The organism is Nitratireductor lacus (assembly GCF_056431025.1).
The window spans coordinates 1-13618 of record NZ_JBWKMB010000015.1; the positions used below are offsets into that span (position 1 = coordinate 1).

The following is a 13618-nucleotide window of genomic DNA, read 5'->3' on the forward strand; positions in this document are numbered from 1 at the left end:
CGAGCGCTGTCTGTTCGGGGGCCGGTGTCTTCAACATGACCCAGTGAATCAAAAACCCCCGGCAAATGCCAGGGGTTTGTCAGCAGTCTGAGGGCGGGTTACCCCGCCCCATCGCCATCGTGATTAAACGCGTTCCATCGCCAGTGCGATGCCCTGGCCAACGCCGATGCACATGGTGGCAAGCGCAAGCTTGCCGCCACCCGCCTGCAACTCAAGCGCAGCCGTGCCAGAAATGCGCGCGCCCGACATGCCGAGCGGATGGCCAAGCGCGATTGCGCCGCCATTCGGGTTCACCTGCGGCGCATCTTCTGCAATCCCAAGATCGCGCAAAACGGCGATGCCCTGGGAGGCGAAAGCCTCGTTGAGCTCGATCACGTCGAAATCCGAAGGCTTCAGGCCAAGCCGCGCACAAAGGCGCTGCGTCGCCGGAGCCGGGCCGATGCCCATGATGCGCGGCGGAACGCCAGCCGTCGCACCGCCGAGAATGCGGGCAATCGGCGTCAGGCCGTATTTCTTCGCCGCTTCTTCCGAAGCGATGATGAGCGCAGCCGCACCGTCGTTGACGCCGGAGGCGTTGCCGGCGGTCACGCTGCCGCCCTCGCGGAAAGGCGTCGGCAGCTTGCCGAGCTTTTCAACCGTGGTGCCCGGACGCGGATGCTCGTCCTTGTCGACCACCACCGGGTCGCCCTTGCGCTGGGGAATGGTGACAGGGATGATTTCCTTTGCGAGACGCCCGTTCTCCTGTGCTGCGACAGCCTTGTTCTGGCTGCGCACGGCAAAGGCGTCCTGATCGGCGCGGCTGACGGAGAAATCCGCCGCCACGTTCTCGCCCGTCTCCGGCATGGAATCGATGCCATACTGTTTCTTGAGCACCCTGTTGACGAAGCGCCAGCCAATCGTGGTGTCGTAGATTTCCGCATGACGCGAGAAGGCCGTTTCGGCCTTCGGCATGACGAAGGGGGCGCGGCTCATGGATTCCACGCCGCCGGCGATCATGATCTCCGCCTCGCCCGCCTTGATGGCGCGCGCGGCAATGGTGATCGCATCCATGCCCGAACCGCACAGGCGGTTCACCGTGGAGCCCGGCACCTCAATGGGCAGGCCCGCAAGAAGCACGGCCATGCGCGCCACGTTGCGGTTGTCCTCACCGGCCTGGTTGGCGCAGCCATAGAACACATCGTCCAGCGCCGCCCAGTCGACCTTCGGGTTGCGCTCCATCAGCGCCTTGATGGGCAGGGCTGCCAGATCGTCTGCGCGAACGGAGGAAAGCGCGCCGCCGAAACGGCCGATCGGCGTGCGGATGTAATCGCAGATGAAAGCTTCAGCCATGAGTGAGGTCTCCTAACCATCAATGCCGGGCAGCGCCCGGCCGCCGCGTGCGCCACGCGGGCCAAAAAGATCATGCGCCCTTATGGGCCGCTTCAGTACGGGCTTTCAAGTCGCGCAATGTCGCAAGCTCGAGTTCGGTGGGCGGCGGCGTCTCTTCGACACCGTCTGAAAACGTCACGGTCCAGCCGCAGGTCTCCTGCACCTGATCGCGCGTGACGCCCGGATGCAGCGACACGACGGTGAACTCCTTCGTCACCGGGTCGGGCTTCCAGATCGCAAGATCGGTGATGAGCAGCGTCGGCCCCCTGGTGTCGATGCCGAGCTTCTGACGGTGGTCGCCGCCATCGCCATGTCCAAAGGAAGTGTAGAAGTCGATCTTCTCCACCATGCCCCGCTTCGACTGGGCGAGCGTGATGTAGACCTCCTGCGAGGAGGTGGCGATTTCCGGAGCGCCACCGCCGCCGGGAAGCCGCGTCTTCGGGCTGTCATAATCGCCGATGACGGTGGTGTTGATGTTGCCGTATTTGTCGATCTGGGCCGCGCCCAGAAAGCCGATGGTGATGCGCCCGCCCTGCAGCCAGTAGCGGAACATTTCCGGCACCGGCACCGTGGTCAGCGCGGTGTCGCACAGCTCGCCATCGCCAATCGAGAGCGGCAGCACATCCGGCGCGGTGCCGATGGTGCCGGATTCATAGATCAGCGTGATGTCGGGCGCATGCGTCAGGCGCGCGATGTTGCAGGCAGCCGAGGGCGCGCCGATGCCGACGAAACACACATCGTCATTCTTCAGCGCGCGCGAGGCGGCAATCGTCATCATTTCATTGGGAGTGAATTCGGGCTTGCTCATCCTGCGTCCCTCAGCTTCTCGACGCGGCCTGCGAAATCCTCGGGCGTCGCATCAAGCACATTCTTCTGCATCCAGTCGCAGAACAGCTCGCGGTCTGCGGCGATCTTGTCCCATTTCAGATATTCGGCGTTGTCACGCGCGTAATAGCCATGCGTGTAGGAGGGATGCGCGCCACCCGGCACCACGGCGATGTCGGTCACCGTCCAGTGGGGCAGAATGGTCAGATTGGGGTGCAGGTCGGAGAAATCGTCGACGACTTCTTCGACGGTCACGACAGCGCGTTTCGCTGCAAGCACCGCCTCTTTCTGAATGCCGACAATGCCCTCGACCAGAACATTGCCCTTCCGGTCCGCCTTCTGCGCATGAATGAAGACGACATCGGGCCGAAGCGCCGGCACTGCGGCCAGGCTCTCGCCCGTGAAGGGGCACTCGATGAACTTGATGTTCGGGTTCACGCGGGCAAGCTCCGCGCCGCGATAGCCACGGAAGATCGCACAGGGAAGCCCGGCCGCGCCCGCCTCATAGGCGTTGGCCATGGCGGCGTGCGAATGTTCCTCGATCTCGAGCTTGTGCGGGAAGCCGTTTTCCACCGCATCGCGCAGGCGGCGCAGAAGCCCCACCCCCGGATTGCCGGCATAGGAAAAGACCAGTTTGCGGGCGAGGCCCATGCCGATCATCTGGTCATAGACCACATCGGGGGTCATGCGGATCAGCGTGAGATCACGGAAACCCTGGCGGATCGCCTCATGGGCGGCGGCGGTGGGGATGAGGTGCGTGAACCCCTCGAAAGCGACGCTGTCGCCATTGCAGAGATTCTCCGCGACCGCTTGCGACAGCGGAACAAAACGCGCCATGGCCTTCCTCGAAAGTTCGCATTGCGAACATAAGTTTTACATGCGATACTTCTTAAATGGAGAATGAAATCAAGTCAAACAACAGTGAGACCCGCGACATCGTCGGATCATTGCAGAAGGGGCTTGGCGTTGTGGAAATTCTGGCCAATGCGCCGGACGGCATGACGCTGACGGAGGTGGCAAGCGAAGCCGGGTTGACGCGTGCAGGTGCACGGCGCCTGCTGCTCACCCTGGTGGCCAGTGGCTATGCGCGCCAGGAAGAACGTCGTTTTTTGCTGTCCGCCAGACTGCTCGGGCTGGCACGGACCTGGATGGGCGGCGCCGCGCTCTGGCATTATGCCGAGCCAATCATGCGCCGCATCTCGGAAACCCTCGGCGAATCCTGCTCCGCGGCCGTCCTTGAGGGAGAAGAAGTGGTCTATGTGGCGCGGGTGGCCGGCCGGCGCATCGTTTCGGTGGCGCTCAATGTCGGCACGCGTCTGCCTGCCTACTGCACGTCGATGGGCCGGGTTCTTCTGTCAGATCTGGACGCGTCCGAACTCACCCGTTTTCTCGCGCAGACGGCGATCAGCGCCAAGACCGAAAGAACGATGACGGACCGGGCCCGGATCACCGAAGCCGTGATGCTGGCCGGCGCGCGCGGCTACGCGATTGTCGACCAGGAACTGGAACTCGGCCTGCGGTCGATTGCGGTGCCCATTCGCAACAAGACGGGACGCATCGCGGCCGCGCTCAATGTCTCCACCCAGTCGGCGCGCTTCACTTGCGCCGAGATGGAGCAGACAATCCTGCCTCTTCTCCAGACGGGTGCGCGGGAAATCGAGGACTTTCTCGCACTGCAATAGCCCCTTGCCGTCAACAGTAGAGACATCTTTCAAGGGAAGAGCGTGGCGTGTCATGCCGCACTCCTTGATGATCCGGTTGGATGATCGGGAGATTTTTCGATGGTCTGGCGCATGCGGCGCGCAAGGCGGGCTTCCAGCCGCGCTTCGAGAACGCGTTCAAGCACGTCGCGTGTCCCCGGGGCCGCATGCCCTTTCGACATTGCAAAAAGTGAATCGACGATGGAAACCTCATCCTGTGGCGACAGGAGAGCCTCGATTTGCGCATCGGTCTGCGCGTCCGAACGGGCGTTGTGGATCGATCTGCTCATGGTCTGGAATCTTGCGCGCCGAACCTGACGGCAAAGCGGCGGCTGGGTGAAATTTTGACGACAGTTTCTAGGCATAACCACGCCGCGCAGCGAGCTGCGCGGCGTCAGGTCTGAGCGGGGGTTTATTGACGGGCCAGGCTGTGGCCCGGATAGGCGGCGGCTGGCGGCGTAAGACGGCGCAGCTCGCCTTGCAGAAGCTCGAAAATATCCATCGCCAGCCGCAGATTGAAGCGCTTGTCATCGAAGAACATGCCGTAGCGGATATCAAGACCGCCAGGGATAATCTCAATGCAATCTTCCAGCGATGAAGAATTGCCTTCGAAGACGAAACCAGGCAACGGAGAAGCGGCGACGCCGCCGACCACGAGCTTCATGGCACTGGTGATATCGTCCACTTCACCAATCACCTCGTAGGATACATTGCGCTGGCGAAGCCACTCTCTCGCCACTATCCCGAGCGGAGACTGCGGATTGGCCAGAACCACGGGTATCGTCGTCGAGCTACGCTTAATCTGCTCACCGAACTCACGCGAACCCATCCATCGCATGTTGTGATCGCAGATCAGATCAGGCCCCATTTCATTGGGATAAAGCGCGCGGAAGGCCGCATCCACCTGCCCAAGGTCGTACATCTCCTCCAGCCGTCTTGAATCAGAGATGCGCCAGCTTACGGTCTCCCTGATTTTGCCCAGACGCCCAAGACCGCCCAGAAGAAGCGGGGCCGTATAGGTGCAGATCCCGACTTTGAGTTTGGAAACGTTTTTCTCGTAACCGACTGTACGAAGGCGGCGTTCCAGGTCGAGCATCTGCCGTATCAGCCCCGAGATCTCTTCCTTGACGATAATCCGGTTGCCGAGTTTCTTGATGAGCGGCGTCCCGATTGCCCGCTCCAGACGCCCCAGATGCATACTGACCGCCGGCTGGCTGATGCCCAGCTTCTGCGCCGCGCCGGTCAGGCTGCGTGTGTCGATGACCGCTTCTGCGGCCCGCAAAGTTGCAAATGAAAGTCCATCCTGTTTGTGCATGCCCATATGCTCTACGCCTCGCTTGATAAGAGGTGGAAATCTGACCCGAAGGACGCCGCCGCGAACGCGGCACGCAACACTTTTGAAAGACGGCAATAACCGTCTGCCCGCACAACGCGTTTCATTCGCGCCATGCAGCTTTGCGGCACTTTCGGCACCGCCATGCATCAGCCGCGCAACGCGCTGCCAATGCGACGCCAACTCATCGCTTCCGAAGCCTTAATGGCGTCGGATCGCGACCTCTGCGGCGCTAAACACCTGTCCGCTGAAACACACGTTCCCCCACAACCCTCACGCCCCCCTCTGATCCATACAATGCATGAACGATAGCGGATTCTGATTACATATACAACCTATAGTAGATTATGTGGATATCTTCTCACCTTACGCGCATAATCTCGTCTGATTTTCGAGAATTATCCATATTTTTCAAATAGATATTATAATATCTCGCCAACATGCGAGCAAACAGGGAATACGGATTTTTCGATAAAATCAGCGTATCTATATACGTATACAACCATGTAAAACGCCGACCCGAAGGGCCGGCGTCCATGTGCTCCGAGGGTGTAACTGTATCGCGCGGGTCAGCGCTCCAGGCGAAAACCGAGAAGTCGCAACGCGTTCAGCGTCACAAGCACCGTAGCGCCAGTGTCGGCAAGGATGGCGATCCACAACCCCGTGATACCAAGCACCGTTGTGACCAGGAACACGGCCTTTAGACCGAGGGCGATCGTGATGTTCTGGCGGATATTGGCCATCGTCGCCCGCGCCAGACGCAGCAGTCCCGCCACATCGCCCACACGATTGCGCAACAGCGCCCCGTCTGCTGACTCCAGCGCCACGTCGGTGCCTGACCCCATCGCCACCCCCACATCGGCCGTGGCCAGCGCCGGTGCATCGTTGATCCCGTCGCCGATCATCATCACCGTATGCCCGGCAGTCAGTTCGCGAATGGCAGACACTTTGTCGTCAGGCAGAAGTTCGGCACGGTATTCCATCGACAGGCTCCCTGCGATGGCTTCGGCGGTACGGGCATTGTCTCCGGTGAGCATCACCGAGCGCACGCCAAGTTCCCTGAGATCACGCATTGCAGCAGCAGCATCCCCTCGGGGTTCGTCGCGCAGGGCGATCACGCCGGAAAGCGCACTGGCCCGGAAGACAGCCGCGACAGTCTTCCCCTCTGCTTCGAGCGCTTCAATGCGCGCTTTCGCGTCCGGGGTCATCGCTCCCCGCTCTTCGGCATACCGTGGCGAGCCGACAAATACGGTCACCCCGCCAAGCTGCGCCTCCACACCCCGACCGGGGATGGCACGCGCATCGCGCCCCGCCTCGAAAGCTATGCCCTGCCCTTCGGCATGGGCGAGCACCGCCTCCGCCAGGGGATGACTTGAACCGGCTTCGACACCGGCAGCCAGCGCCAACACCGCCTTTTCATCCCCCTCAGGCGACCACACATCCGTAACCACCGGGCGGCCGACCGTCAGCGTGCCAGTCTTGTCGAACGTCACCAGATTGACCCGCGCGGCGGCCTCGATCACCGCACCGCCTTTCAACAGCAGGCCGCGGCGCGCACCCGCCGAAAGGGAGGAAGCGATGGAAGCCGGTACGGAGATCACCAGCGCACACGGACACCCGATCAAAAGCAGCGCCAGCGCGCGGTATACCCAGACATCCCAGGCTGCACCTGCAGCCAGTGGCGGCACGATTGCAACCAGAATGGCGAGGGCCACGATTGCGGGCATATAATAGCGGCTGAACCGGTCGATAAAGCGCTCGGTGGGCGCACGCGCCTCCTGCGCCTCTTCGACAAGGCGGATGATGCGCGCGATGGTGTTGTCTTCTGGCGCGCGCGTTACACGCACCTTGATCGCCGCGTCGGTGCTGATCGATCCGGCAAAGACCTCGTCGCCTTCACCTTTTGTTTTTGGCACGGATTCACCCGTCACGGGGGCCTCATCAATACCGGCCATCCCGTCGACGATCGCGCCATCAGCGGGTATCCGGTCACCCGGGCGCACAACGACAATCTGTCCGATGGCGAGTTCCGACGCCTGCACCTTCCGGGTCTTGCCGTTTTCCTCGAGCCGCGCCGTCTTGGGAACCAGGTCCCCCAGCGCCCGGATACCCGCCCGCGCACGGTTTGCAGCCACACCCTCCAGAAGCTCGCCGACGGCAAAGAGGAAAACCACCAGCGCGGCTTCCTCGGCCGCACCGATAAAGAGCGCGCCGGCCGCCGCCACCGTCATCAGCATTTCGATTGTAAAGGGCATACCGGCACGCAGAGCGGCGAAAGCCCGGCGCGCGACCGGCGCGACGCCGATCAGACAGGCCGCCACAAATGCCCACATGCCCAGTTCACCCGGCAGCACGAACTCCGCTCCCCACGCAGCCGCCAGCAAAAGGCCGGTGAAGATGACGAGACGTCCCTTTCCGGTCCGGTACCAGCTCTTGCCACCATCGTCCGCACCATGAACGTGACCGGCTGCACCATGCCCCGGATCGGACGGTGTTGCATCGTGATCCTGCCGGCTCCCATGACCGCCACAGCACGCACCCGCAGTGGGGCCGTCGCTGTCGGACGCGCCGGGATTCTGCCGCGTGGAAACCGTATAGCCGAGCTTCTCGACCGTCCGCTCAACTTTTCCGCGTTCGGTCCTGCCCTCATCGAGCGCCAGCGCCAGCGTTTCGGACATAACCGAAACCCTCACGTCGCTCACACCGGGCAGGCGCTCAAGCGCTGTCCGGATCTTGTTCGCGCAACTTGCGCAATCCATGCCGCCCACGGTCCAGGAATGGGTGTTTGCGGCGCGATCATCCTGTTTCAAGGACACGATGATTCTCCTTGCAGTCTATCAACGACCGCAAGATAGGACCTCTAGTCACTAGAGCTTCAAGAGGGAAAAAGATGTTTTTGGTTAGACAGACGAATACACCACTTCGCCGCCGATCCAGGTCGAAACGACCCCCAGATCGTCATCGAGCACGACAAAATCGGCGTCCATGCCCGCCGCCAGACACCCCTTGGCGTGATCCAGCCCGACGGCCTGTGCAGGATAGAGGCTCACCATGCGCAACGCTTCGCCCAGTGACAGACCGACAGTACGGTGGAGGTAAGCCACGGTGGAGATCATATCGATATCCGCACCGGCCAGTGTCCCATCCTCCAGCGTCAGGCGTCCGTTCTCCCGCCTGATGGTCCGCCCGTTCAACTCGAACGACTTCATGTCCGTTCCGATGGTCGACATGGCATCCGTCACGGCAAAAATGCGCGCCGGGCCACTCTTGGCCCGCAATGCAACCCCAATCGCCACCGGATCGACATGAACACCGTCGGCAATAATACCCACCCAGAGCTGTCCGCTATCAAGCGCCGCCCCCACGACACCCGGCTCACGGTGTCCCAGCGGGCTCATCGCATTAAAAAGGTGCGTAACAAGCGACGCGCCAGCCTCCGCATAGGCGAGCGCGGTATGGCAGGTCGTGTTCGTATGACCAAGGCTGACCTTCACCCCGCCATCAACGAGCGCGCGCACCTGATCTACCGTTACGTTTTCCGGAGCAAGCGTCACCATCAACGCCGGGAGACCGCCATGCGCCTCGATCAGGGCGGCAAGGTCCGCGTCCTCCATCGGGCGGATCAGAGCCGGATCGTGTGCGCCCTTGCGCTCGATGGAAAGATGCGGGCCCTCAAGGTGCAGGCCGAGAAAGCCAGGCATCCCCGCACGCGCAGCTTCCTGCCCGGCGGCAACCGAAGTCGCAGTCGATTCGCGCGTGTCGGTAATGAGAGTGGGCAAAAGACCGGTGGTGCCGAACATTGCGTGCGCCCGGCAGATTCTCTCAAGACCCTCGACGCCACAGTCACCGTCGAACATCACACCGCCGCCGCCATTCACCTGAAGGTCTATGAACCCCGGCACGATCATGGCGCCGCCCGCTTCGCGCACTGGAAGATCGCGAGCCATTTTTCCGCGCGCTTCGAGCCCGGCGATCTTTCCGTTCTCGACAGTCAGTACATGATTGTCCAGCCAGGTCTGACCGTCAAAAATACGCGCGCCGGCGAGGGCAAAAGAAGACATGGTGCGTTCCGGTGTTTGAGAGTCTGTCAGCGTTCGGGAATTTTCAGCTCGGCAACGAAATCATAGGCATCACCGCGATAGACCGAGCGGGTGAATTCGATTACCCGCCCATTGGGCAGATAGGAAACACGTTCGATGTAGAGAGCAGCCTCCCCGGAAGCGACCTTGAGGAGCGAAGCTTCACGCTCGTCCACATTGCGGGCCGAGATGCGCTGCGTGGCACGGCAGGGCCGGGCCGAACGCCTGTCGAGGGCATCATAGAGAGAATCCGTCACCGAGGCCGGGTCGGGCAGGAAGCTGCCGATGATTGAAGCCCGCTCGATGGCCATGGGCACATCGTCAGCAATCCGCAGACGCTCAAGCCTCGAAACCGTATCCCCCACCGAAAGGCCCAGCACCATCATCTCGTCCGGTGACGGGGCAGCGACAATGCGCTCCAGCCATTCCGAACGCGACGTGAGACCCCGTCGGGCCATATCCTCGGTGAACGAGGTCAGAAGTGACAGCGATTGTTCGACGCGCGAAACCGAAGGCGCCACGAACGTTCCCGAACCGTGACGGCGGATAAGCCGCCCCTGCTTTACAAGATCGTCCACCGCACGGCGCACGGTGACACGGCTTAGTTCCGTCAGTTCGGCAATGTCGCGCTCAGTCGGAAGGGCCTCCCCTTCACCCAGAACACCGCCGGCAATCGCGTCTTCCAGCAGACGACGCAAGCGCAGATAGAGCGGCCCGGACCCCATGGCCGCGACCCTATCTGCGGTAAAGAGGCCCGGCGCGGTCATCGTCGCTCCTCCCCCGCCATTTCATGCGCAAACGCGCGCAGCGCGAGCTGAACCGCGCCTGAAAGGGCATCTCCCTGCGGCTCTTTAAGAATCGCCCGGTGTCGCGGCGCAAGCCGCCTGGCATATTCCTGCGCCAGCCCACCAAGAAGGCAAAGCCTGTCACACCCCTTAAAAACCACAGTGTCCAGCGCCATGGTGATGTCGCGCACGGCATCGAGCAGGATATCTCTGGCGATGAGATCGCCCTTGCCGTCGTGTTCGAAGATCAACGGCGCGAAGGCACCATAGTCGGCGGGCCGTGCGCTCTGCTGGGCAAATTCCACCATCGCCTCGGGATCATCGTCAAACCGCGCCATGACCGCACGGCTTAGCGGCGTGTGCTCACGAATACCGTCATGGGCGAGCAGGGTCTGCTGCAGCAATGCCCGGCCAATTACGGCGCCGCTCGCCTGATCGCCAATGGCAAATCCCCAGCCACCCACATTGCGCAGCGCGCCATTTGAACGCGACACATACACCGAGCCGGTACCGAGTATGGCCATCACGCCATCCTCGTCGCCCAGTGCGCCCTGAAGAGCAATCAGACCGTCATGAACGAAGCGGGTATCTGCGAAGGGGAGTGCTTTTGCGAGTTCCTGCTGGCGCTCGCCAACATTGATCCCCGCAAGGCCGAGAAAGGCGGGAATTTCCGACAGCCTGGCGGCATCAACCCCCGCGTCCTTCAGGGCTTCGCCAGCGGCTGCAACAATGTTTTTGCCGATTGCATCCGATGTGGTGAAGATGTTGGCGGAGCCGCGCTTGCCGCGCCCGACAACCCGGCCGTGACGGTCAGCCAACGCCGCCCTGCAACTGGTTCCTCCACCATCTATCGCTATGACGTATTCGCTCATGATTGCTCCTCCACCCAATAATACCAAAAAGATACCTCCAGGGAACAATAAAAAATCATCAACCCCAGAAATCGGCATAACTATTTGATAAAAAATAATATTTAGCGCAGCTCTCAGGAATTTGCCCCGAAAGTGGTGAAATCAGGCTGGACAAATGGTATCTTTTTGGCCTTTAATTTCCGCATTGGAGGAGGCAGAGGGGTCCGGGGAGCCGCGCGTACAAGGGACACAGAAGAACGTTCCCAGCCGCGCAGGGCAATCCGGAAACGCTGACAACGCTTCGTGGGGCTCACGAAACACATCGAATTACCTCCATGGGAAATTCAGCAGCGCCCCGGGGCGCGCTCCAGGCTTGCGCGTCAGGCCACGGAGACACCTCCCGGGCACAACAGGGAGAAGATCATGATGAAATCCACCAGACTGGCATTGCTTGCCGCGACCATGCTGGGTGCGACCGACACGGCGATGGCGCAGGATGCCGAACTCACCATCGAAAGCTGGCGCAATGACGACCTGACAATCTGGCAGGAAAAGCTCATCCCAGCCTTCGAAGCCAAGCACCCCGGCATCAAGGTGACCTTCGCGCCGAGCGCTCCGACCGAGTACAATGCGGTTCTCAACTCCAAGCTCGATGCAGGCACGGCCGGCGACCTCATCACCTGCCGCCCGTTCGACGCCTCGCTCAGCCTTTATGAAAAGGGCCACCTGACGGATCTCAAGGATCTCGAGAACATGTCGAACTTCTCCGACGTGGCAAAGGCCGCGTGGAGCACGGATGATGGTTCTGCGACGTTCTGCGTGCCCATGGCATCCGTGATCCACGGCTTCATCTACAATGCCGACGCCTTCGAAGAGCTCGGCATCGAGCCGCCGAAGACCAATGAGGAGTTCTACGCGGTCCTCGAAAAGATCAAGGAAGACGGCACCTACATTCCCATGGCCATGGGTGCCAAGGACCAGTGGGAAGCCGCCACAATGGGCTACACCAATATCGGTCCGAACTACTGGAAAGGCGAAGAAGGCCGTCTGGCGCTGATCAGCGGCGAACAGAAGCTTACGGATGAGCAGTGGGTCAAGCCACTCGGCGAGATCGCCAAATGGGCTCCGTATCTGGGCGACGGCTTTGAGGCACAGGCCTATCCCGACAGCCAGAACCTTTTCACGCTCGGCCGCGCCGCGATCTTCCCGGCCGGCTCCTGGGAAATCGCCATCTTCAACGACCAGGCGGACTTCAAGCTGGGCGCATTCCCCCCTCCGGTGCAGAATGCAGGCGACGAATGCTACATTTCCGATCACACGGATATCGGTATCGGCATGAACGCCAAGACGGAGAATGCGGAAGCCGCCCGCACCTTCCTGAACTGGGTCGGCTCGGCCGAATTCGCTTCGCTCTACGCCAACTCGCTGCCGGGCTTCTTCTCGCTTTCCAACGAGACCGTCGAGATGGAAGACCCGCTCGCCAGGGAATTCGTCTCCTGGCGTGAAAACTGCAAGTCTACCATCCGCCCCGCGCACCAGATCCTCTCGCGCGGCACGCCGAACCTGTGGAACGAGATGTGGAATGTCTCGGCCAATGTCCTGCGCGGCGCACAGACGCCGGAAGACGGTGCAAAGCAGCTTCAGGACGGTCTGGCCGGCTGGTACGAGCCCCAGCAGTAAATCCTGATCCCTGAACAGGAAGCCGGGTCCGCCCCATATGCGGGCCCGGCACCATAGAGAGACGCTCCATGGCCCAAGCGACAAAGAAGCCCCGACGCTGGCACATTGCCGTGTTTCTGGCGCCCGCCGTGCTGATCTATACGGCGATCATGATCATTCCGCTGTTCAGCACACTCCAGCTCGCCCTCTATAGCGAGGTGGAGAACAGCCAGGTCTTTGTCGGCCTTCAGAACTTCCGGGCCCTGTTCGGCGATCCGCAATGGTCGGATCAGTTCTGGAACGCACTCAGGAACAACACCTGGTTCTTCATCGTGCACATGATCGTGCAGAACCCGATCGGCATTCTACTTGCGGCCCTTCTGTCGAGCCCGCGATTGAGACTGCGTTCCTTCTATCGCACGGCCATCTTCATTCCGACGATCCTCTCCTTCGTGATTGCAGGCTTTGCCTGGAAGCTGATCCTAAGTCCGCTTTGGGGCGTGGCGCCCAACCTGCTTGATCTCGTTGGCCTCAAAAGCCTGTTCCAGCCGTGGCTTGGCAAGGAAGCCTATGCATTGACCACGCTGGCGCTGATTTCTGTCTGGCAGTTCGTCGGCATTCCGATGATGCTGATCTATGCTGCGCTTCTTTCCATTCCCGACGAGCTTCTCGAAGCCGCTGAGTGCGACGGCATCACCGGCATGTCGCAGTTCTGGAAGGTCAAGCTGCCACTGATCCTGCCCGCCATCGGCATCATCTCGATCCTGACCTTTGTCGGCAATTTCAACGCCTTCGACCTGATCTACGCCACGCAGGGCGCGCTGGCGGGACCGGATTTCTCGACCGATATTCTCGGCACTTTCATGTTCCGCACCTTCTTCGGCTTCCAGCTTCAGCTCGGCGATCCGAACCTGGGCGCGGCCATCGCAACAGCCATGTTCGCCATCATTCTCATCGGCGTGTCGATCTACCTCTTCGGCATCCAGCGGCGGCTGCGCCGCTACCAGTTCTGAGCAGG

Annotated in this window: 12 protein-coding genes; 3 read left to right on the plus strand and 9 right to left on the minus strand. The window is 61.4% G+C overall.

Annotated elements, in window-relative coordinates; genetic code table 11:
• Nucleotides 1-123: 123 nt before the first annotated feature.
• The 3 genes from pcaF to AC07E3_RS13840 all read right to left on the minus strand — a co-directional run bounded on the left by pcaF (nt 124) and on the right by AC07E3_RS13840 (nt 3030).
• A complete protein-coding gene (pcaF, locus tag AC07E3_RS13830; RefSeq protein ID WP_478362669.1) occupies nt 124-1329 on the minus strand; it encodes a 3-oxoadipyl-CoA thiolase in 1206 nt (401 codons plus the stop codon).
• Between the two features lie 70 nt (nt 1330-1399).
• Nucleotides 1400-2176 (minus strand): CoA-transferase subunit beta, encoded by a 777-nt coding sequence (locus AC07E3_RS13835; protein ID WP_478362671.1) that lies wholly within the window; start codon nt 2174-2176, stop codon nt 1400-1402.
• Nucleotides 2173-3030, minus strand: a complete 858-nt coding sequence (locus tag AC07E3_RS13840) for a CoA transferase subunit A (RefSeq protein WP_478362673.1) — start codon at nt 3028-3030, stop codon at nt 2173-2175. Before AC07E3_RS13840 ends, AC07E3_RS13835 begins: the two co-directional genes overlap by 4 nt.
• 56 nt (nt 3031-3086) lie before the next feature.
• On the opposite strand from AC07E3_RS13840, the gene AC07E3_RS13845 reads away from it, so the two are divergent.
• Nucleotides 3087-3875 carry an IclR family transcriptional regulator domain-containing protein gene (locus tag AC07E3_RS13845; protein WP_336069066.1) on the plus strand — a complete coding sequence of 263 codons (789 nt, stop codon included), beginning with the start codon at nt 3087-3089 and terminating at the stop codon, nt 3873-3875.
• 50 nt (nt 3876-3925) lie between these two features.
• On the opposite strand, the gene AC07E3_RS13850 is transcribed toward AC07E3_RS13845, so the two are convergent.
• From AC07E3_RS13850 to AC07E3_RS13875, 6 genes are all read right to left on the minus strand, one after another.
• Nucleotides 3926-4183, minus strand: coding sequence for a hypothetical protein (locus AC07E3_RS13850; protein ID WP_223006248.1), 258 nt, complete (start codon nt 4181-4183; stop codon nt 3926-3928).
• Nucleotides 4184-4305: 122 nt separating this feature from the next.
• Complete coding sequence (locus tag AC07E3_RS13855) at nt 4306-5214, minus strand: LysR family transcriptional regulator (RefSeq protein ID WP_478362677.1); 909 nt, start codon at nt 5212-5214, stop codon at nt 4306-4308.
• Between the two features lie 581 nt (nt 5215-5795).
• Nucleotides 5796-8042, minus strand: coding sequence for a heavy metal translocating P-type ATPase (locus AC07E3_RS13860; RefSeq protein ID WP_478362679.1), 2247 nt, complete (start codon nt 8040-8042; stop codon nt 5796-5798).
• Between the two features lie 84 nt (nt 8043-8126).
• Nucleotides 8127-9287 (minus strand): N-acetylglucosamine-6-phosphate deacetylase, encoded by a 1161-nt coding sequence (gene nagA, locus AC07E3_RS13865; RefSeq protein WP_478362681.1) that lies wholly within the window; start codon nt 9285-9287, stop codon nt 8127-8129.
• A 26-nt stretch (nt 9288-9313) separates the two neighbouring features.
• Complete coding sequence (locus tag AC07E3_RS13870; RefSeq protein WP_336069056.1) at nt 9314-10072, minus strand: GntR family transcriptional regulator; 759 nt, start codon at nt 10070-10072, stop codon at nt 9314-9316.
• The gene (locus AC07E3_RS13875; protein ID WP_478362683.1) at nt 10069-10962 is read right to left on the minus strand and encodes a glucosamine kinase nucleotide-binding domain-containing protein; all 894 of its coding nucleotides are present in this window, start codon (nt 10960-10962) and stop codon (nt 10069-10071) included. Before AC07E3_RS13875 ends, AC07E3_RS13870 begins: the two co-directional genes overlap by 4 nt.
• Nucleotides 10963-11364: 402 nt before the next feature.
• Here AC07E3_RS13875 and AC07E3_RS13880 point away from each other — a divergent pair, with 402 nt between their 5' ends.
• Nucleotides 11365-12621 carry an ABC transporter substrate-binding protein gene (locus AC07E3_RS13880; RefSeq protein WP_478362685.1) on the plus strand — a complete coding sequence of 419 codons (1257 nt, stop codon included), beginning with the start codon at nt 11365-11367 and terminating at the stop codon, nt 12619-12621.
• Nucleotides 12622-12689: 68 nt separating this feature from the next.
• The gene (locus tag AC07E3_RS13885) at nt 12690-13613 is read left to right on the plus strand and encodes a carbohydrate ABC transporter permease (protein WP_478362687.1); all 924 of its coding nucleotides are present in this window, start codon (nt 12690-12692) and stop codon (nt 13611-13613) included.
• Nucleotides 13614-13618 lie beyond the last annotated feature (5 nt).